The following is an 18,958-nucleotide window of genomic DNA, read 5'->3' on the forward strand; positions in this document are numbered from 1 at the left end:
GGGTCAGTGCGTGCCGACCTGGGCGGCCAGCAGGTTCGTGAGCAGCGACAGCACGCTCGGGTCCTGATGCGCGTCGTACGGGCCGGCCGGGGCTCCCTGCCCCGTGGCCAGCTCGTCGAAGTGGAGGACCAGCAGGCTCATGCCGTGCGCGGCTACGTAGAGGTGGTTGGTCTGTTCGACGGGGGCCGAGATGCCCTCGACCCCGGTCCAGGTGCGTTCGAACGCTGCCGCGTCCGTGGCACTGGCGGTCTGCTGCGAGACCGCGTCGAGGGTGAGGTGGTTCGTGCTCTGCAGAGCCCTGGACGTTGCCTGGCACGTGCTCATACCGGAGTTGACCTGCGCGTACGCGGCGTCGGCCGCGGCCTGGGTGCCGAAGGTGTAGGTCTCCAGCACTGCGGGGCTGCCGCTGCCGCTCAGGTAGGGCTGTTGCTGCCAGGTCGCGGCACCGTGCACGGTCGCGCACTCGTTCAGTTCGATGTCGTGCCCGGTGACCTCGCGCACGGGGCCCGCGGTCTGCGCGGTCCAGGAATCGGCGGTGTACGCGGCGAGGCTGGAGCGGACCGTCCCGGCAGCCGCCGGATTCAGGGCGGCCGCCGGATTCAGGGGCGCCGCGACCGCACCGCTCGGTGCGGCAGCGGAACTCGGCGAAGCCGGCTTCGCCGGCGTCCCGGCAGCGCTCCGTGTCGCGGACACCGAGGGCGCGGCGGACAGCGAGGGCGCCGACCCCGGGGGCACCGAGGTGCTCGAACGGGCTGGCACCGGGGGCACCGAGGCGGTCGAACGGCCTGGCGCCGAGGGCAGCGCGGCGGTCGAGGGCACAGCAACCGAGAAGGTCGAGGGCGCCGACGAGGCAGGTGCGGACGCCGTCGGCGCGCCCCCGATCGGCAGGGCTGATGCCGGATCGGAACCCGCGGCGAGCGGAGTCCGCTCATGGGACCGGTCCGCCGACGCGGTGCCGCAGCCGGCGAGCCCGAAGGCGGCGCACGCCAGGCCGAGAGACAACAGCGCCGATCGTCGGCCGGCAACGCGCCCGCTCCGCCGCAGGCCGGCTCGATCCGCGGCTCCGCCGTCCCGCCGTCGTACCAGCATGCGGACTCTCAGGTCCGTCCAAGACCGCTTACGGGCCCGGTTCATGGGTTCTCCTAGACAAGGTGCGGCGTGGCTGCGCAGGGGTATGGGGCAGCGGCATGGAAAGGGGTGGTGCGACCAGCGTGTGGACACGGCGGGAATTGCCGGGCCGGATCGCACATGCGACCAACTGGCCGGGCGACTGGTGCTGCCCATCGGCAGCACGGTCAGGCCCGCAGGTGGAGAGTCGCGGAATACCGCGAAAGGAGTTCGACTCTCTCCGAAACAACGTCGACCAGGGCCCGGGCATTTGCTACCGCCTCGGACGCGGTCGCGGCCTTCATGAACAGCACGACGTCGACACCGTCTGCCGCGGCTCGGGCCCGGATGTGTTCCAACCCGTGCCGGGGAGTCGCGTAGGCCAGGAGAATGTCATTGACCAGATGAGCGTCAGTCGGGCTGGCGAGGGACGCGTTGACGGCGGCCAAGGCCAGAAGTACCTGGTACATCGCAGGTCAGTCCCATGCGATGCTGTCGCCCGGCGCCACGGCCGCAGCGGTTCCCGAGTCGGCGGCCTGGACCTGGCCCGGAGCCAGGGCTTGGGGCTGGGCCGGAGCCGGGGTGAGGCTCAGCGAGTAAACCGTCAGCAGCGCCACGGCGAAAGAACCGCTGATGCAGAGAATGCGGGCGAACGTGGACACGGCGAAACCCCTTCGGAATATGGCGAGTTCCTGCGATTCTGCGGACGATCCGCGTTCCTCGCGGCCCCGACCTCATGACCACAATCCTGCCCGCCCGCCCAGGCTGTGAGGAGTGCCTGCGGCTGGCACCAAGGTGCCTGGCACCTTGATGCCGGGCAGCACCTCGGCCACCAGCTCCCGGTACGGCCGGTCCCACCCCTAACCTCACGCAGCCCCAGGGTTCGCGCCGACCGGCTACCCCTGAAGTTCTGTCAGCTCTGCCAACACGGTTGCGGGCCGTCAGGTCCGGCTGCAAGGATCCTTCGAACACATATAGCCACAGCACAGGGACGCCGGGGGGCAGCCAGATGCTGGAGATGTTGGGCCTGGATAGTACGACGGAGGCCGTGTACCGGCAGATGCTGGCGACACAAGGCTGCGGCATCGCCGACCTCCGCAGCTCACTCGGCCTGCCGGACAGCGCCGTACGCAAGGCCCTGGACCAATTAGCCGACCTCACCCTGGTGCGCGCCTCCCGGGACACTCCGGGCTCGCTGCGTCCGGTCAGCCCGGAGGTCGGGCTGGAACTGATCCTGCGTCGCCAGGAAGAGGAACTCGCCAGGCGACAGCAGGAACTGAACACGGGCAAGGCAACCGCCGCCCGGCTGATCGCCGAGTACGCGACCCTGCAGCCCGAGATCACCACCACTGAGAACTCCGAACGGCTGATGGGCCTCGACGCCATCCAGGACAAACTGGAGACGCTCACCAGCGAACTGACCGCCGAGATCCTCTCGGTGATGCCCGGCGGCGCCCAGTCCCGCGTCAGCCTCGACGCCGCCCGCCCACTCGACGCCGACGCACTCGGCCGAGGGGTCAGGATGCAGACGCTCTACCAGGTCAGCGCGCGTAACGACAGAACCACCCTCGCCTATGCCGAATGGCTCACCGAGCACGGCGGACTGGTGCGTACCGCCACGATGCTGCCGCCGAGAATGCTGGTCTTCGACCGGAAGGTCGCCGTGATCCCGGTCGATCCTTCCAACACAAAGCTCGGCGCTCTCTGCACCCGCGAACCCGGTATCCTCGCCGCGCTGATCGCACTTTTCGAACACACCTGGGAGACCGCCGTACCACTGGGCGCCGACCCCAGCTCGGTCCGGTCGACCGGGCTCAATTCCATCGAGAAGGAGCTGCTGCGGCTCCTTGCCACCGGCCTGACCGACGAGGCCGCCGGCAAACGGCTGGGAGTGTCCCTGCGCACGGTGCGGCGGCAGATGGCCGCCATCATGGAACGCCTCGAAGCCACCAGTCGGTTCGAGGCCGGGCTCAAGGCCGCGCAGAGGGGCTGGTTGTAGGCGTCACCACGTAGCGTCGGCCGCACCAGGATCACCACTCATCACGAGCGCCGACGGCCAGGCGAACGGACGGCTCGGCGAACATGTGCCCCGGGATCGCCAGCCGTGGCACCGGGACCGCCGGAACCTGGAGAATGGCCCGATGACCAGTCAGCTCCCCCGCGGGCTCACCGCCCTCATCCCGCAGTCCCAGCCCAGCACCCCGGGCCAGCGGGCCGCCGCCCAACTGGCGCACCTGCGCGAGGCCAGCCTGCCGATCCCGGTGATCGCGGCGGCCGCCGAGCTGATCGCCGCCCGCCTGGACGATCCGGACCCGGTCACCCGCGCCGCCGCCGGCACCGTCCTCGCCCGCCTCACCGCCGCGCTGCGGGCCGAAGCCTCCGGCTGAGGCCCCGGGGCGGCCGGAGGCGCCGCGGACGGGGGAGGCCGGTCAGATCTGCCGGTCGGGGTCGGAGAAGGTCAGCCCACCGCCGCCGAGCGGACCGCGGGCCGGGCCCGGCACCTCCTCCTCCGTCCCGGGCGGCTGGCGGAAGTCGGCGCCCTGCTCCACCGGCTGCGGACGGCGCTCACCGCCCTGCGCGGGCACGGCGGGAGCGGCGGGATCGGCGGCGGATTCGGAGAACACGGGCAGCCCAGGGCTGCGACGGTCGGGAGTCATGACTCCCAGTGTCGCAGGCCGCCCGGGCCACGGGCACACAGGCCCGGGACCGGCTCCGGGTCTCGCCAAGAGCCTCGCGGCCTCACCTGCGGCGATCGAGCATTGCGGACATGGCATGTCAGCGGACGGGAAAGGGCGCCGACCTGGAGGACCCCGAATTCACCGTGATCCTGACCTCATCTGAGTACGCTCACGAGCATGTCCGCCTCTGCGCTGTCCTTTGGTTCCGCTGCCCGCCTGTACGACGCGATCCGGCCCACCTACCCGGTGCGGGCGGTCGCCTGGGCCATCGGCGCCAAGCCGGTGCGCGTCCTGGATCTGGGGGCGGGCACCGGGCGACTGGCCGGTGTGTTGCGCGCCGTCGGCCACGAGGTGGTCGCGGTCGAGCCCGACGAGCGGATGCGCGCCGTGGCCGCCGAACGCCACCCGGGCACACAGGTGCTCGCCGGCAGCGCCGAGGACATCCCGTTGCCGGACGAGTCCGTCGACGCCGTCGTGGTCGGGCAGGCATACCACTGGTTCACTCCGCAGGACGCCCTGCCGCAGATTCACCGGGTGCTGCGCAAGGACGGCGTCTTCGCTGCGATGTGGAACATCCGTGACGATCGGACCCCATGGGTGGCCGCGCTTTCCGGCATCGTCGGCAACGAGGGATACGGCCTGGAAAGTGCCTGGCAGTACGGGCCAGTGACGCCATGGTTCACCGGACCCGAGCGTGGCTTGATCGAGCACACCGTGACCGTCCCGACGGACCGGCTGATCGACCTGGTGCGGTCCCGCTCCTCCTACCTGACCGCCGACGCCGCCGAGCAGGCCCGCTTGGACCGGGAGATCGGCGAGTTGGCCGCCACCGACCCGGCCCTGGCCGGCCGCGACAGCGTCGAGATGCCCTACCGGACCTGTGTCTACCGGATGCGGCGGGCCTGATTCCTGGCCAGAGCCCCGGCCCCTCTTTCCGCGTTCAGGATATCGCCCTCTTTTTCCGGGGGTCAATTTCCGAATTCCGCACCCGGTTCCCCCCTCCCACCGGCCGCATTCAGGTACATTTCCGGTTCGCCTTTCCGGCGAGAAGCAAGAAGCGAGAAACCAGAGGCGAGGAGCGAGGTGGCCATGACCGGCGAACGGAGGGCCCTGAACGTCGGCCCGGCGGGCATCGAGCTGGCGTACGAGCGGTTCGGCGACCCCCAGGCGCCACCCGTGCTGCTGATCATGGGGATCGCCGTGCAGATGATCGGCTGGCCGGAGGGGTTCTGCGCCGAACTGGTGGCGCGCGGCACGCAGCCGATCCGCTTCGACAATCGCGATGTCGGCCTGTCGTCCCACTTCCCCGACGCGCCGCTGGCGGACGTGCCGGCGGCGCTGGCCGGTGACCTGTCCTCGGCGTCCTACACCCTGTCCGACATGGCGGCCGACGCCGTGGGGCTGCTCGACGCGCTCGGGCTGGAGAGCGCGCACGTGGTCGGCCTCTCGATGGGCGGCGCGATCGCGCAAACCATGGCGCTCGAACATCCGGGCCGGGTGCGGTCGTTGACCTCGATGGCGGCCACCACGGGGGACCTCGCCGTGGGGCGGGCGAAGCCCGAAGCCCTGGGCGCGCTGGCGGGGCCACCGCCGACCAGTCGGCAGGAGGTGGTCGATCGGATGGTGCGGACCGCCCGGGCCCTCGGCTCCCCCGGCTTCGGGACCGACGAGGCGGCGGTCGCCGAGCGCGCCGGTCGCGCCTACGACCGGTCCTACGATCCGCTCGGCATCGCCCGTCAGGCGGTGGCCTCCCTCGCCTCGGGGGACCGGACGGAGCGGTTGCGGACACTCGCCGTGCCGACGCTGGTGATCCACGGCGCCGACGATCCGATGTGCGACGTCAGCGGCGGGCGGGCCACCGCGGCGGCCGTTCCCGGGGCCGAGCTGGTGGTGGTCGACGGGCTGGGCCACGACCTGCCCCGCGCGTTCTGGCCCGAGCTCGCCTCGCTGATCACCCGCCTCGTCCGGCACGCCGAGGAGAACCGGCCACAGCCCCAGCTGCGGCCAGTCACCAACGAGCACCCGCCGCAACAGCCCTGACCACCAGTCAGCAGTGACGCGGGCCGCCCCGGCGGGCCGCCCCGGCGTCCCATCCGCTCCAAACGTTCACCCGGCTTCATCTCGCCGCTACGTTGTTACTGGACAGTCGACATCTGACGGGAGCACAGTCTCCGGGCTGGAGATGTATAGCTATCTTCCCGGAGGCCTCACGTGACACCCGTCACCCGCCGTACCTTCCTCGGCTCCGCCGCCGCGCTCGGCGCCGCCATCGGCCTCGACTCCCTGCCCGGTGCCGCGCCCCGCGCGGCCGCGGCGACCACGGGGACGATCACCGACGTCAAGCACGTCGTCGTACTCATGCAGGAGAACCGCAGCTTCGACCACTACTTCGGTGCGATGAAGGGTGTGCGCGGCTTCGGCGACCGGGCCACCATCCAGCTGGCCGGCGGCAACAGCGTCTTCAACCAGCCCAACGGCAGCGGCCGGCAGTACCCGTGGCAGCTCAGCGCGACGAGTACCTGGTGGTGGGGCAGCAGCGGCGAGACGCTGGCGCAGTGCGACGGCTCGCTCGACCACTCCTGGTCCACCCAGCACCAGGCCTGGAACAACGGCAAGATGGACTCCTGGATCGCCGCCAAGGGCTCGAACCGGACGATGGGGTACATGGCCCGCGCGGACCTCCCGTTCCACTACGCGCTGGCCGACGCCTACACCATCTGCGACGCGTACCACTGCTCGATCCTCTCGGCGACCGGCCCCAACCGCACCTACCTCTGGTCCGGCACGATCGACCCCAACGCCACCGCGGGCGGCGCGGCCTACGACGGCGGCAGCGAGAGCGGCCTGCACTGGCAGACCTACGCCGAGGCCCTGCAGAACGCCGGCGTGAGCTGGAAGGTCTACCAGAACGCCGGCGACAACTTCGGCGACAACGCTCTGGCCTACTTCAACCAGTTCACCAGCGCGCCGAGTTCGAGCCCGCTGAGCCAGCACGGCATGGGCTCGGTGCCCAGCACCGGCTCGACGCCGGACGACATAGCCGCCGCGATCAAGGCCGACTCGCTCGCGGGCACCCTGCCGCAGGTCTCCTGGGTGGTGGCCAACCAGCTCTTCTCCGAGCACCCGGACGGCCCGCCGGAGAACGGTGCGCACTTCGTCAACCTGGTGCTGCAGGCGCTGTCGGCCAACCCCGACACCTTCAACTCCACCGTCCTGTTCCTCAACTACGACGAGAACGACGGGTTCTTCGACCACGTGCCGCCGCCGGTCGCCCCCGCCGGGACGGCCGACGAGTTCTACTCCGGCACCAACATCGGCCTCGGCTTCCGGGTCCCGATGGTCGTCGCCTCGCCGTGGACCCGCGGCGGCTTCGTGGACTCCCAGGTCTACGACCACACCAGCGTGATCCGCTTCCTGGAGACCTGGACCGCCGCCCTGGGCACCCCGGCCACCTGCCCGAACATCAGCGCCTGGCGCCGCCAGGTCTGCGGGGACCTCACCGGGGCCTTCGACTTCACCAAGCCCGTGTACGGACTCCCCGCGCTGCCGGACACCAGCGCCACGATCAGCCAGGCCACCGCCAACGTGCAGATCAACCCGAGCCCGGGCAGCAACGCGATGCCGGCCCAGGAGGCCGGCACCAAGCCCGCCCGCGCGCTGCCCTACCAGCCCAACGCCTGGGTGGACCGGATCGAGTACGACGCCAACAACCAGATCCAGCTCTGGCTGGACCTGGCCAACCAGGGCCCGCAGGCCACCGCCTGGGCGCACTACTCGGTCTACGCCAACGCCTACCGCACCGACGGGCCCTGGCAGTACACCGTCGCGCCGTACAACGCCCGGACCGGCGCCGACGGGAGCACCAGCACGCCCATCAACATCGGTGCCAACTACGGCAACGGGCAGTACGACCTGACCGTGGTCGGCCCCAACCGGTTCCTGCGGCACTTCGCCGGCAACGCGACCACCGCGGGGAAGGCTGCGGAGGCCACGACGTCGTACGCGCCGGCGCCGAACACCGGCCAGCAGGCGCTCTGGTTCAACATGGCCAACACCGGCACCAGCACGGTGACCTTCACCATCACCTCGAACAACTACCGTACCGACGGCCCGTGGACCTACCAGGTCGCCCCCGGCGCCACCGCCTCGGACTACTTCAACGCCGTCTCGCTGGCGGGCGGCTGGTACGACTTCACCGTCACCGTCAGCGGTGACAGCAGCTGGAGCCGCCGGGCCACCGGCCACATCGAGACCGGAGCCGCGAGCGTCAGCGGCTGACGCACCGGCCGACCCGGCGGAGGCCGTCGCCCACCAGGGCGGCGGCCTCCGCTGCTGCGCGCGCCCATCGCCCGGCCGCCCGGCCGCCCACCGCGGATCGCCCACCGCGGATCGCGGATTGCGGATCGCGGATTGCGGTCGCACGGGGGCTTCTCGAAACCGGCCTCCTATTGTACGTTGCGTCTAATAAGCGGATCCGACCGGACGACCGGACCACACCCAGGGCGCGCACGGGAGGCAGCCATGGCACAGCCCGCCACACCACGAGAGACCCAGCACCACACGGCAGTTGACGACGACGTCGCGGCGCGGCTGCTCGACTCGGCGGCCGTGCTCTCCTACGACCCCGCCACCGAGATCGACTGGGCCGCGCCGCTCCCCGCCGACGCCTACGGGCTCAACCCCGAGTGGAGCACCCTCTACGGGACCCCGCTGTGGGCGGAGATGACGCCCGAGCAGCGGGTCACCCTCACCCGGCACGAGGTCTGCTCGATCATGAGCACCGGCATCTGGTTCGAGATGGTGCTGCAGCAGATGGTGCTGCGCGACCAGTACCTGAAGAACCCCGGGAACGCCGAGTTCAGGTTCGCCCTGACCGAGATCGCCGACGAGTGCCGGCACTCGATCATGTTCGCCCGGCTCTGCGAGAAGATGGGCTCCCCGGCCTACCGCCCGCCACGCGCGTTCGCCGAGGCCGGCCGCGCCTTCAAGTCGCTCGCCTCCGCCGAACTCGCCTACGGCGGCATCCTGGTGGCCGAGGAGGTGCTGGACGTCATGCAGCGCGACTGGATGCGCGGCGAGAACGTCCTGGACATCGTGCGCGCCTCCTCCCGGATCCATGTCGTCGAGGAGTCGCGGCACATGAAGTTCGCCCGCCAGGAGATCCGCGAGCGGCTGCGCGGCGCGAGCCCCGCGCGCCGGCGCGCCGGCGGCGTGGGCATCGCCGCCGCGGCGTTCGTGATCCTCTCCAGCATGGTGAACAAGCGCGTCTACGCGGCCGCCGGGCTCGACACCGAGCGCGCGCTCGCACAGGTGCGCGCCAACCAGCACCGCAAGGCGATGATGCGCACCAGCTCCGCCCACCTGATGGCCTTCCTCGCCGAGACCGGCCTGCTCTCCCGGCCCGCGGCCGCGATCTACCGTCGCGTCGACATGCTCTGAGCACTGCCGGAAAACCCCCAGACCTGACCGCCGTCGGCCGCCGGACCCGACCGCCGCCGACAAGCCCTCACCCCTCCCCCAGCGGCAAGGACCCCCACACCGGCCATGGCCTACGCGATCACCAGGACCTGCTGCAACGACGCCTCGTGCGTCTCCGTCTGCCCGGTCAACTGCATCCACCCCACCCCCGACGAGCCGGGCTTCGGCACCACCGAACTGCTCTTCATCGACCCCGCCGCCTGCATCGACTGCGGGGCCTGCGCGGACGCCTGCCCGGTGGACGCCGTCCTCCCCGTGGACCGGCTCACCGGTCCCGACGCGGTCTACGGCGAGCTCAACGCCCGCTACTACCAGGAGCATCCCACCGACCACGCCTGGGGCGAGCCCCGGTTCCCCCGCAGCCTGCCGCCCGGGTTCGGCGCCCTGCGCGTCGCGATCGTCGGCACCGGACCGGCCGCGAGCTACACCGCTCAGACGCTGCTGCGCACCACCGGCGCCGAGGTCACGATGATCGACCGGCTGCCGGTGGCCGGCGGTCTGCTGCGCCACGGCGTCGCCCCCGACCACCAGTCGACCAAGCAGATCGGCGCGGGTTTCGCGGGTGTCCTCCAGCACCCGCGGCTGCGGCTGCACCTCAACGTCGAGGTCGGGCGGGACATCGGCCACGCCGATCTGACGGACCATCACCACGCCGTGGTCTACGCCGTGGGCGCGGCCGCCGACCGCCGCCTGGACCTGCCCGGCGAGGACCTCCCGGGCAGTCTGGCGGCGACCACGGTGGTGGGTTGGTACAACGCCGAGCCGACCGTGCCCGCCGACGCCGTCGACCTGCGCGCCGAGCGGATCGTCATCGTCGGCAACGGCAATGTGGCGCTGGACATCGCCCGGATCCTGCTCACCGACCCCGACCGGCTCGCCACCACCGACATCGCCGACCACGCGCTGGCCGCCCTGCGCGGCAGCCAGGTGCGCGAGGTGGTGCTGCTGGCCCGCCGTGGACCCGAGCAGGCGGCCTGGACCAGGCCCGAGTTCCTGGCCATGGGCCAACTGCCCGGCGTCGAACTGGTGCTGGACGACCAGCCGCAGGTGCGCGAGGCCGTCGCCGCCGCGCCGCCCGGCAGCAAGGCGGCGCTGCTGGCCGACCTGGCCGTCGAGTCCGTGGACTGGTCGCGGCCACCGCGCCCGGGCCGGCGGATCGTGCTGCGCTTCTTCTCCGCGCCCACGGCGCTGCTCGGCGAGGGCCGCGTCGAGGCGCTGCGGGTCGCCGGCACCCGTCTCGACGACGCACGGGTGCGGCGGACCGGCGAGGAGCTGACCATCGGCGCGGGCCTGGTCGTGCGGTCCATCGGCCACCGGGGCGTCCCGGTGCCGGGCCTGCCGTTCGACGAGGCCGCCGGCACCATCGCGCAGCGCGACGGCCGGGTGGTCGACCCGGTCACCGGCCGGCCGCTGCCCGGCGGCTACGTGGTGGGGTGGGCCAAGCGTGGACCCTCGGGCGGGATCGGCGCCAACCGCGCCTGCGCGGAGCAGACCCTCGACGCCCTGCTCGACGACGCCGCCGCCCGCGCCCTGCCCACCCCGGCGGGCACCGGCGCGGACTTCGCCCGGCTGGTCCGGCAGCGGCGGCCGGAGGCGATCGGACTGCGCGAGCTGCGGGCCGTCGACCGCGCCGAACGGGCCCGCGGCCAGGCGGTCGGCCGCCCCCGCGTCAAGCTCGCCACCGTCTCCGACCTGCTCGCCGCCGGACGCGGGTCAGGGCGCGGCTTCGGGCGCGGCTTCAGGCGCGGCTTCAGGCGCGGCTGACCAGGTGACGGTGACCAGCCGTCGCCAACGGCCTGCTGCCGCTGCTCACCCTGGACGAGTTCTTCGCCGGCAACGACAACGAGGAGTCCCTGGCTCCCGGCCACCGTCGAGGTCAGGACGCGGTGCTCTTCCCGTAGCGCTTGGCGAGCTTCGGATCCGACTCCCACCACGGCCGGCCCGAGCCGTCGTCGTACACGGCGTCCTCCTCGGCCTCGGCGGAGGGCCGGCGCGGTGCGACGTCCTCGCCCTCGGCGCGCAGCCGGAAGACCAGGCCGGGGATCTGGGACAGCGGACCCAGCACCGGCAGCACCGCCGTCAGCAGCGACAGGCCGGTACTGAAGGAGGTGAGCGCGAGCTCGGCGCCCTCGGCGACCTCGACCGCGACCGCGTTGGAGCGGCCGCCGCGCGCCCGGGTGCGGACGGTGTGCGGGCCGGCCTCGACCGTGAAGCGCGCGGCCCCGCCCTGCCTGACCTCGCCGACCTTCACCTCGTCGACGAACACCCCGAGCACGCCCGCCCGCTTCAGCGACGGCGCCTCCGCGCGCACGAACAGGATTCCTGCCACCGGTACCTCCTCCTGGTCGGGAGCGCGTCGAGAGCGCGACGAGACCGCGAACAGCGTACGGCGCGGATCCGTGACCCCCGCAGCCGCCCCTGCGTGCCCACCTGCCCGCCGGCTCACCTGCCCGCCTGCCCACCTGCCCACCTGCCCTAGGCATCCCCGCCCGCCGCCCCGCCCGACCCGCGCACCAGGTCGAGCGCCGCCGCGCTGAAGGCCCGCACCCGCGCCGTGGCATTGTCGGCGCGCCACAGCAGGCCCCACTCCACCGGCGCGGCGTCCACGAAGGGCAGGTACGCGACGTCGGGACGGCTGTAGTAGCGCCTGACGTGGGCACTCACGGGGAAGACCCCGGCGCCGGCGCCGACCAGCGTCAGGAGCTCGTTGAAGGTGGCGGCCACCGGCCCCGGTTCGATCGGCTTCCCGGTCGGTGTGTGCCGCGGCGTCCAGTCCTCGCCCACCAGGTCCGGCCCGGCGTCGGGCAGCCGCAACACCTTGACGCGGGCCAGGTCCTCGACCGAGAGGGTGCTGGCGCGGGTGAACGGATGCCCGGCCGGCACCGCGAGCATGCGCGGCTCGCGCACCAGGACCGGACCTGCCACCAGCTCCGGCGCGTGCGAGGGCAGGGTGGTCAGCGCGAGGTCCACCTCGCCGGCGCGCAGCCACGGCAGCGCCTGCGTGATCTGCGCCTCGCGGATCCCCACCTCGCAGTCAGGGTGCCGCTGCCGGAACACCCGCGCGGCCTCGGCCAGCAGCGGGCCCGCCGCCGACCCGACGAAGGCGACCCGCAACTCCCCGCCCAGGCCGCGGCCGGACTCGACCGCCCGCCCGAACGCGACGCCGATCCGCTCCCAAGCTGGCCGCAGCTCCGCCGCCAACTGCTCACCCACCGCCGTCAGTTCCACCCGGCGACTGGTGCAGTGGAAGAGCGGGACGCCGACCCGGCGCTCCAGCTTGGCGATCGTCTGGCTGATCCGGGCCGTGGAGACCCGCAGCCGCTCGGCGGTACGGCCGAAGTGCAGTTCCTCGGCCAGCGTCAGGAAGGCCTCCAGCTCGTGCCGCTCCAGCATGCCCACCCCTTCCCCCGCCCGCTCGCACTCTCGATCGTCAAGCGGGACTTAACGATCGTTGCACAGGCGCGCGTTGATGACCATGCCGGACCGGAGCAGGCTTGGCGGCGTCCGCACCACCGCTGACCAGCACCCCAGCACCCCAACACCCCAGCACCCCAGCACCCCATCCCCATCCGACCCGCACCGGAGACCAGCATGTACGTCACCCGCGACCGCGCCCTGACCGCCCCGGCCCACGACACCGCGGCGGTCGTCGCGGAGCTCAGGGACCGCACGGAGATCACCGACGCGCTCCACCGCTTCGCCCTCGGCCAGGACCTCAAGGACCGCGAGCTGTTCGCCTCGGCCTTCGCCGCCGACGCCGAGCTGGACTTCCGGCCGGCCGCCGCCGCGTGGGGGGCCCAACCGCCGCTGATGACCGGGCGGGAGTTCATCGTCACCACCATCCTGGGCATGTTCGAGGGGCGGGTGGAGACCACGCACCAGGTCACCAACGCCCGGATCGCCATCGAGGGCGACACCGCGCACCTCACCGCCCTGGTCGAGGCCCAGCACCTGCTCACCGCCGACCGCGCCACCCACGCCCTGCTGAAGAACCCGTACGACGTCGAGCTGGTCCGCGACGGCGCCGCCCGCTGGGTGATCCGCCGCCTGCGCATCGCCAACACCTGGTACACCGGCGACCCCACCGCGATCTTCGGCTGACACCGGGCGGCACACCGGCACCGGTCGGCACACCGGCACCGGTCGGCGCGGCCGCGCACCGGCACCGCTATCCGGTTGCGGGCGCGCGGTCGGAACCGGAATGATCACAGCCGCGTCCATCATCCGCGGACAGCACTGGGAGGGGCAGATGGGCGATCAGCCGCCAAGCGGGCCAGGGCCCGGATACACCGTCGACTACGCCACGTTGACCGCTGCCGCGAACACGCTGGAGCAGGCGGCGGGCGACCTGGCCACCACCTCGGGCAAGCTCGCCCACCCGCCGGCGTTCACCGCGGACACCTTCGGCGACTACGGCGCGGCGGACGCGGCCCGGGGCTTCGTCGGCGCCTGGCAGGACGAGGTCCAGGTGGACCACGACGCGATCGCGCAGCTGGCCGACAAGGTCCGCCAGAGCGCGGCGAACTACCAGGCCGGGGACGCCGCCGCGGCGACCGGGTTCGGCGGGCAGTGATGGCGACCCACCGCGAGCAGGTCGAGGCACTCAGCCGCACCATCGGCTCCGCGTACGGCATGTGGGGTGCCGGCGACCTCAAGGACGCGGTCGGCCAGGCCCTGAAGCTGGATCCGCCCAAGGGCTCGCCCGACGCGCTGCACGCGCTCGGCACCGCCTACAGCTCGGCCTCCACCACGGTCGGCGGGGTCCAGGGCGCGGTCAGCGGTCTGAGCAAGGGGCTGCTGCCGAGCGCGTGGACCGGCCGGGCGGGCGAGAAGGCCACCGAGGTGATCGGCGCGGCCGGGGACGACCTGGACCGGATCGAGGCCGCGTTCAGCCAGGCCGGCTCCGCCTTCACCAAGCTCGGCGACGCGCTGGCCGGCGCGCAGGCGCTGCACGCGAAGGGCCCCGGCCCGCTCCAGCAGGCCCACCGGCTGCTCGACGACATCACCATGGGTGACCTGCCCGACCCGCTGAACTGGGACGACGGCAAGATGCACCAGGCCGAGGCCGCCGCCAAGGAGGGCATCGGGCACCTGCTCGACGCGGCCGAGCAGGCCGAGAGCGCCGGGCACACCCTGACCGAGACGCTGAACAAGCTGTCCGGCCAGGCGGTGGCGGGGCGGATCAAGGGCGGCGACCTGCAGGCCGCCGACAAGCTGGTGCTGGCCGACGCCGCCACCCCGGACGGGCCCGCCGACGTCAACGGGATCCTGAGCGCCAACGACGCCACCCGGGCCGGCCAGTTCATGGACCGGATGAACCCGCAGGACCGGGCGAGCTTCGACGCCCTGCTGGCGAACGCGCGCTCCCCGCAGGAGCGGGCCTACCTGCTCAAGACCCTCGCCGCCGGGCACGGCGTCGCCGAGATCACGTCCTTCGACCTGCTGATCCACGCCCACGGCGACGACCCGGAGTGGCTGGCCCAGCGGCTGACGCCGGTTCAGCTGGCCTCCGACGACACCACCACCGGCCAGGACGGCAACCAGGAGCCCGACAGCTACCAGGGCGTCTCCTGGACCCAGGGGCCGCACCCGACCTGCGTCGCCTCCTCCACCGTGATGGCCAGGGCGATGCTCGACCCGATGTACACCTTGCAGCTCACCACCGGCGGTCACCCGGGCGACCCGCAGTTCGACAGCGGGCCGGCCTTCGCCAAGCGCCTGCAGGACGAGCAGAACCGGGTCTACGACGACGGCCGCCCGTTCTACGCCGACTGGCCGCTGGTCGGCTACGACGGCATCGACGACCCGGGCTCGAACAAGGAGGCCAACAAGGAGATCGCCCCCGCGACCGGCGCCGCGTACCACGATGTGGCACTCAACAGCGATGACAACCGGCGCGACGCCCTCTCCTCGGTCGAGGGCTCGGTCGACCAGGGCCGCCCCGTCCCCGTGTCGATCGACGGCGGTGGCGGCGGGCACCAGATGATGATCATCGGGCACAGCGGTGACAAGCTGGAGATCTACAACCCCTGGGGCTACACCACCTGGGTCAGCGAGGACGACTTCGTCCACGGCCACATGAACGTCGCGCTCTCCGGCCAGGATCCGCAGATGCGCAACGTCACCAGCGTCCGGCTCCCGCAGTGAGGCGGGGCGCGACCGCACTCACCGGCCTGGCCCTGCTCCCGGCGCTGCTGGCGGCCCTGCTGACGGGCTGCCAGAGCGAGGGGAGCATGGACCACGGCGAGGTCTACGCCTTCGGCACCGCGTCGATCCGGGTGAAGGCGGGCCAGACCTTCTCACTGCGCCAGAAGCTCGCCGTGGTCCCGGGCAGCGACGACTGGCAGGTCATCGCGCCCCGCCCGGACCCGGCCGTGGTCGCGGTGGTCGGCACCGACCTCATCAAGGCGGACAGCTCGCACATGGGCGACGGCGGCGAGGTGTACCTCGTCTTCAAGGCGGTGGCGAAGGGCAGCACCGAGGTGCAGTTGGAGAACTGCCTCAGCTGCGCCTCGTACCTGCGGGCGAGCTACCAGCAGCACGGCAGCTACCGCGTCGAGGTCGGCTGACCCGCCCCCGTGGAAAGAAGACCTGACGCCGGGGAGTGTCGAGCAGCCCCGACGTGATGTCAAGCATTCTGTACATCGATCGCGCGGGCGTGCCGGTGGGGGGCGGTGCGCGTACGGTGCCAGAAGGGGCGTCCAACTGGTCTGTGCAGGAGGTGGTTGCTGTGTCGGCGCACTTCGAGGTCTACGAGGACCGGGCCCAGCATTGGCGGTTCAGGTTGAAGGCCGGCAACGGCGAGATCGTCGCGGTCGGGGAGTCCTACCCGACCCGCAACGGGGCGGAGCGCGGTGTCGACGCGGTCAGGCGCGCGGCCGCCGAGGCCGATGTGCACGTCCTCGACGACGGCCATCGCTGAACCGGCCCGCACCCCGCGGGCAGAAGACCTCCCCGCGGGCCGGGAGCCCGGCGGGGAGGTCTTCTGCCCGCGGCCCCCGCCAGTGGTCGACGGGAGCCCGCGGGGTCGAGCTCAGTAGCGCTCGGCCTTCGCCAGCTTCGGCGCGAGCGGCTGGTCGGGCTGCTGGTCCGTGTACACCAGCGGCCTGCTGCTGGCGCCCGGCGCCAGGTTGCTCGCACTGACGATGTCGCTGGCGACCGTCTTGCCCGAGGGGTCCACGAAGTCCACCTGCACCGCGTAGGAGGCGGTGGAGCCGGTGCGGTTGGTGATCGTCACCACCGCGGCGTTCAGGCCGGCGGACTGCGCCTTCGGCACACCCGTGATGGTGATGTCGGAGACCGCGTTGCCGGTGCCGGAGACGGCCGCCAGGGTCGCCGAGGCCTGCGCCTGGCCGGCCGAGACCCGTGCGTTGACCGACGCCTCGAAGGAGGCCGCGGCGGAGGAGACGGAGGAGGCCGCCGAGGCGACGGCGGAGAGCGCGGACGAGGCCTGCGATGCCACGGCCGAGGGCGCCTGCCCCGAGAACGAGGCGGTGTTGGGCGAGAAGCTCGGTGTGGCGCTCGACGGCGCGGTCGTGCTCGTCGAGCTGCTGCTGCACGCCGCCAGCGCGAGCGAGGTCGACACCACGGCGGCGACCAGCAGCACGCCCGGCCAGGTCCTGCCGGGACGCGGGCGGTGCTGGGTCTGGCGGGGAGGATGCGGCGCGGAGCCAGGGGTGCGGGTCATCGTTCCGTCCGGGTGTGTGATGCGGGCCGGTCGGGCGCGGCCTCGTGGCTCTCACCCTGGCGCCCGCCGCGGGGAACGGCGAGTTCTGCTGACCTGTTCGGTACCCGGGCGACCGGGCCCGCGTCACCGCAGCGCCAGGGCGACGGCCACCGGCGCCAGGTAGATCAGCGGGAACGGGATGTGGCCGTAGAACCGGGCGCGGACCACGGCGATCACCGCGCCGCAGAAGTAGAGCACCAGGCCGATCCCGGCCAGCAGGCCGACGGCGGGCACCAGCAGGCCGGCCAGCAGGCCCGCCGCCCCCGCGGCCTTCGCGGCGCCGAGCCACGGCAGCCAGGTCTGCGGGATGCGGTACTCGGCCAGCGGCTCCACGACCCACTTCGCGCGCAGCAGGACGGAGACGGCGGAGAAGGAGACCAGGGCGGCGGCCAGCAGGGTCACGACGACGAAAGAGGTGGACACGGAGTGCTCCCGGATGAGAAGTGGCTGCCGGGGCTGGCTCGCTCCGGCTGGGTGCTGCGTTCAACATCCCTATGACCCGGGGCGCCGCGGAAGTGTGACGAGTTGGCGGGAGCGATTTCTGGAGAGTTTTCCGGCGACCACCTCTCGGGCGCCCCCGCCCCACCGGTCCGGCTCCGCGGACTACTTCTCGGGGACCGGGCGGTAGGTGCAGACCCTGGTGCCCGTGCTGCTGTCGACCGAGGAGACCAGCTCCAGGGGCCGCCGCCCGCCGTCGGCGGGGAAGATCGTCTTTCCGCCGCCGAGGAGCACCGGCATGATCATGAGTCGGAGCTCGTCGACCAGGCCTTCGCTCAGCAGGGTGCGGACGAGGGTGGGGCTGCCCATGACGAGCAGGTCGCCGCCGTCCTTCTCGTGCAGCTCGCGGAGGCGGGCGACGGCCTGCTCACCGGGGATGCCGGTGGTGTTCTGCCAGGTCAGCGCGGCCTCGCCCAGGGTGCGGGAGACGACGTACTTCGGGATGGCGTTCATCCGGTCGGCGAACGGGTCACCGGCCCGCTCGGGCCACGCGGCGGCCATCGTCTGCCAGGTGCGGCGGCCGAAGAGCAGCGCCTCGGCCTTGCCGAGCGCGTCGTTGAAGGCGCCGCCCACCACCTCCGGGTCGAAGAACGGGTGCGACCAGCCGCCGTGGGCGAAGCCGCCGTCGGTGTCCTCCTCTGCGCCGCCCGGGGCCTGCACGACGCCGTCGAGGCTGATGAACTCACTGATCACGATGCGCACGGGCGCTGCTCCTTCATCGATCGGGGACTGCCACTACTGGGACCGGGGCCACCGGGTGAACCACCGGGAAGCGGTGCGGGACGGCCCGGCCGCTCCGGGATCATCGCGCCCGACCGCTCCTCCATTGTGGACCGACCCGCAGAGGAGGGCCCGCAACCCGGACCGTCCGACCTCGCGGTCGCACCCTACGGCGGGGCACCGACAAGGGCCGCTGACGATGCGTCACAGCCCTCCTCCCTCTGCCCCCGGTCGCCGCCTCGCCCGGATAGGGAACGCTGCCGACGTCCCCCAGGCTGCCGACTTCCACCAAGCTGCTCGATCCGGCCTTCGCCGTCCGCCACCGCTCCCCCTCGCCGTCACCCCTGTGGCGCCTCCCCTACTCCGAGCGGGTCACCCCCGAACACGGGCGCCTCCAGTGCCGCCAGCGCCGCCAGCGCGTCGGCGAGCACCGCGTCGCGGAACCGCGCGCCGGCCGCCAGCGCCGAAGCCGCCTCCACCGCCTCCCGCAGCAGTGCCGCCCGCGCCTCGGGCAGCTCCCGCACCCGGCGGAACCTGCTGGCCACCACCAGCACGTGGGCGAGCTTCGCGCCGTACACCTGGGGACTGACCTCGTTCAGCGCCCGGTAGACCCAGAGCGCGTCCGGCCCGCTCAGCACCCACTCGTCGGCGCTGAGCAGCCGCATCCGCGCCCGCAGCACGACATGCTGATCCATCGTTCCCCCATCGCCTCGCACCCCTCGGCCCCGACCCGGCCGGCGGCCGGGCAGCA

22 protein-coding genes are annotated in these 18,958 nt (G+C 72.5%); 12 read left to right on the plus strand and 10 right to left on the minus strand.

Features of this window, described 5'->3' with window-relative positions; translation table 11 throughout:
• Nucleotides 1-3: 3 nt before the first annotated feature.
• The 3 genes from OG455_RS38560 to OG455_RS38570 form a co-directional block, all read right to left on the minus strand.
• Complete coding sequence (locus OG455_RS38560; RefSeq protein WP_266301421.1) at nucleotides 4-501, minus strand: hypothetical protein; 498 nt, start codon at nucleotides 499-501, stop codon at nucleotides 4-6.
• A gap of 794 nt (nucleotides 502-1,295) precedes the next feature.
• Complete coding sequence (locus OG455_RS38565; protein WP_266301422.1) at nucleotides 1,296-1,577, minus strand: hypothetical protein; 282 nt, start codon at nucleotides 1,575-1,577, stop codon at nucleotides 1,296-1,298.
• A 6-nt stretch (nucleotides 1,578-1,583) separates the two neighbouring features.
• Nucleotides 1,584-1,769 carry a hypothetical protein gene (locus OG455_RS38570; protein WP_266301423.1) on the minus strand — a complete coding sequence of 62 codons (186 nt, stop codon included), beginning with the start codon at nucleotides 1,767-1,769 and terminating at the stop codon, nucleotides 1,584-1,586.
• A 347-nt stretch (nucleotides 1,770-2,116) separates the two neighbouring features.
• Between OG455_RS38570 and OG455_RS38575 the strand changes: the two genes are divergently transcribed.
• Together OG455_RS38575 and OG455_RS38580 are read left to right on the plus strand one after the other, a co-directional pair.
• Nucleotides 2,117-3,106: a LuxR family transcriptional regulator gene (locus tag OG455_RS38575; RefSeq protein ID WP_266301424.1), complete on the plus strand. Its 990-nt coding sequence runs from the start codon at nucleotides 2,117-2,119 to the stop codon at nucleotides 3,104-3,106.
• A gap of 142 nt (nucleotides 3,107-3,248) precedes the next feature.
• A complete protein-coding gene (locus OG455_RS38580; protein ID WP_266301425.1) occupies nucleotides 3,249-3,494 on the plus strand; it encodes a hypothetical protein in 246 nt (81 codons plus the stop codon).
• 42 nt (nucleotides 3,495-3,536) lie between these two features.
• Here the strand turns inward: OG455_RS38580 and OG455_RS38585 are convergent, their stop codons facing one another.
• Entirely contained in the window at nucleotides 3,537-3,764 is a 228-nt protein-coding gene (locus OG455_RS38585; RefSeq protein WP_266301426.1) for a hypothetical protein, read from the minus strand.
• Nucleotides 3,765-3,962: 198 nt separating this feature from the next.
• On the opposite strand from OG455_RS38585, the gene OG455_RS38590 reads away from it, so the two are divergent.
• The 5 genes from OG455_RS38590 to OG455_RS38610 all read left to right on the plus strand — a co-directional run bounded on the left by OG455_RS38590 (nucleotide 3,963) and on the right by OG455_RS38610 (nucleotide 11,027).
• Nucleotides 3,963-4,691 (plus strand): class I SAM-dependent methyltransferase, encoded by a 729-nt coding sequence (locus tag OG455_RS38590; RefSeq protein WP_266301427.1) that lies wholly within the window; start codon nucleotides 3,963-3,965, stop codon nucleotides 4,689-4,691.
• Between the two features lie 183 nt (nucleotides 4,692-4,874).
• Nucleotides 4,875-5,825, plus strand: coding sequence for an alpha/beta fold hydrolase (locus OG455_RS38595; RefSeq protein WP_266301428.1), 951 nt, complete (start codon nucleotides 4,875-4,877; stop codon nucleotides 5,823-5,825).
• A 171-nt stretch (nucleotides 5,826-5,996) separates the two neighbouring features.
• A complete protein-coding gene (locus OG455_RS38600) occupies nucleotides 5,997-8,063 on the plus strand; it encodes a phosphocholine-specific phospholipase C (protein ID WP_266301429.1) in 2,067 nt (688 codons plus the stop codon).
• Nucleotides 8,064-8,306: 243 nt separating this feature from the next.
• On the plus strand, nucleotides 8,307-9,224 hold the full coding sequence (locus OG455_RS38605; protein WP_266301430.1) for a diiron oxygenase: 918 nt from the start codon (nucleotides 8,307-8,309) through the stop codon (nucleotides 9,222-9,224).
• Nucleotides 9,225-9,329: 105 nt separating this feature from the next.
• Nucleotides 9,330-11,027: an FAD-dependent oxidoreductase gene (locus OG455_RS38610; RefSeq protein WP_266301431.1), complete on the plus strand. Its 1,698-nt coding sequence runs from the start codon at nucleotides 9,330-9,332 to the stop codon at nucleotides 11,025-11,027.
• A gap of 112 nt (nucleotides 11,028-11,139) precedes the next feature.
• On the opposite strand, the gene OG455_RS38615 is transcribed toward OG455_RS38610, so the two are convergent.
• Both OG455_RS38615 and OG455_RS38620 read right to left on the minus strand, forming a co-directional pair.
• Nucleotides 11,140-11,592 carry a hypothetical protein gene (locus OG455_RS38615; protein ID WP_266301432.1) on the minus strand — a complete coding sequence of 151 codons (453 nt, stop codon included), beginning with the start codon at nucleotides 11,590-11,592 and terminating at the stop codon, nucleotides 11,140-11,142.
• A 146-nt stretch (nucleotides 11,593-11,738) separates the two neighbouring features.
• Complete coding sequence (locus tag OG455_RS38620; RefSeq protein ID WP_266301433.1) at nucleotides 11,739-12,656, minus strand: LysR family transcriptional regulator; 918 nt, start codon at nucleotides 12,654-12,656, stop codon at nucleotides 11,739-11,741.
• A gap of 198 nt (nucleotides 12,657-12,854) precedes the next feature.
• Between OG455_RS38620 and OG455_RS38625 the strand changes: the two genes are divergently transcribed.
• From OG455_RS38625 to OG455_RS38645, 5 genes are all read left to right on the plus strand, one after another.
• Nucleotides 12,855-13,364 (plus strand): nuclear transport factor 2 family protein, encoded by a 510-nt coding sequence (locus OG455_RS38625; protein ID WP_266301434.1) that lies wholly within the window; start codon nucleotides 12,855-12,857, stop codon nucleotides 13,362-13,364.
• Between the two features lie 100 nt (nucleotides 13,365-13,464).
• Nucleotides 13,465-13,836 carry a WXG100 family type VII secretion target gene (locus OG455_RS38630; RefSeq protein ID WP_266301435.1) on the plus strand — a complete coding sequence of 124 codons (372 nt, stop codon included), beginning with the start codon at nucleotides 13,465-13,467 and terminating at the stop codon, nucleotides 13,834-13,836.
• Nucleotides 13,836-15,410, plus strand: a complete 1,575-nt coding sequence (locus OG455_RS38635) for a peptidoglycan-binding protein (RefSeq protein WP_266301436.1) — start codon at nucleotides 13,836-13,838, stop codon at nucleotides 15,408-15,410. The genes OG455_RS38630 and OG455_RS38635 overlap by 1 nt, the downstream gene beginning before the upstream one ends.
• The gene (locus tag OG455_RS38640) at nucleotides 15,407-15,832 is read left to right on the plus strand and encodes a hypothetical protein (RefSeq protein WP_266301437.1); all 426 of its coding nucleotides are present in this window, start codon (nucleotides 15,407-15,409) and stop codon (nucleotides 15,830-15,832) included. The genes OG455_RS38635 and OG455_RS38640 overlap by 4 nt, the downstream gene beginning before the upstream one ends.
• Before the next feature lie 161 nt (nucleotides 15,833-15,993).
• Entirely contained in the window at nucleotides 15,994-16,185 is a 192-nt protein-coding gene (locus OG455_RS38645; protein WP_266301438.1) for a DUF1508 domain-containing protein, read from the plus strand.
• A 111-nt stretch (nucleotides 16,186-16,296) separates the two neighbouring features.
• On the opposite strand, the gene OG455_RS38650 is transcribed toward OG455_RS38645, so the two are convergent.
• The 4 genes from OG455_RS38650 to OG455_RS38665 form a co-directional block, all read right to left on the minus strand.
• A complete protein-coding gene (locus tag OG455_RS38650) occupies nucleotides 16,297-16,950 on the minus strand; it encodes a hypothetical protein (protein ID WP_266301439.1) in 654 nt (217 codons plus the stop codon).
• A gap of 123 nt (nucleotides 16,951-17,073) precedes the next feature.
• Complete coding sequence (locus tag OG455_RS38655) at nucleotides 17,074-17,412, minus strand: DoxX family protein (protein ID WP_266301440.1); 339 nt, start codon at nucleotides 17,410-17,412, stop codon at nucleotides 17,074-17,076.
• A 180-nt stretch (nucleotides 17,413-17,592) separates the two neighbouring features.
• Nucleotides 17,593-18,189 (minus strand): dihydrofolate reductase family protein, encoded by a 597-nt coding sequence (locus OG455_RS38660; RefSeq protein WP_266301441.1) that lies wholly within the window; start codon nucleotides 18,187-18,189, stop codon nucleotides 17,593-17,595.
• Nucleotides 18,190-18,545: 356 nt separating this feature from the next.
• Nucleotides 18,546-18,902: a hypothetical protein gene (locus tag OG455_RS38665; protein ID WP_266301442.1), complete on the minus strand. Its 357-nt coding sequence runs from the start codon at nucleotides 18,900-18,902 to the stop codon at nucleotides 18,546-18,548.
• Between the last annotated feature and the right edge of the window lie 56 nt (nucleotides 18,903-18,958).

Source organism: Kitasatospora sp. NBC_01287 (assembly GCF_026340565.1).
In the GTDB taxonomy this organism is placed as follows: Bacteria; Actinomycetota; Actinomycetes; order Streptomycetales; family Streptomycetaceae; genus Kitasatospora.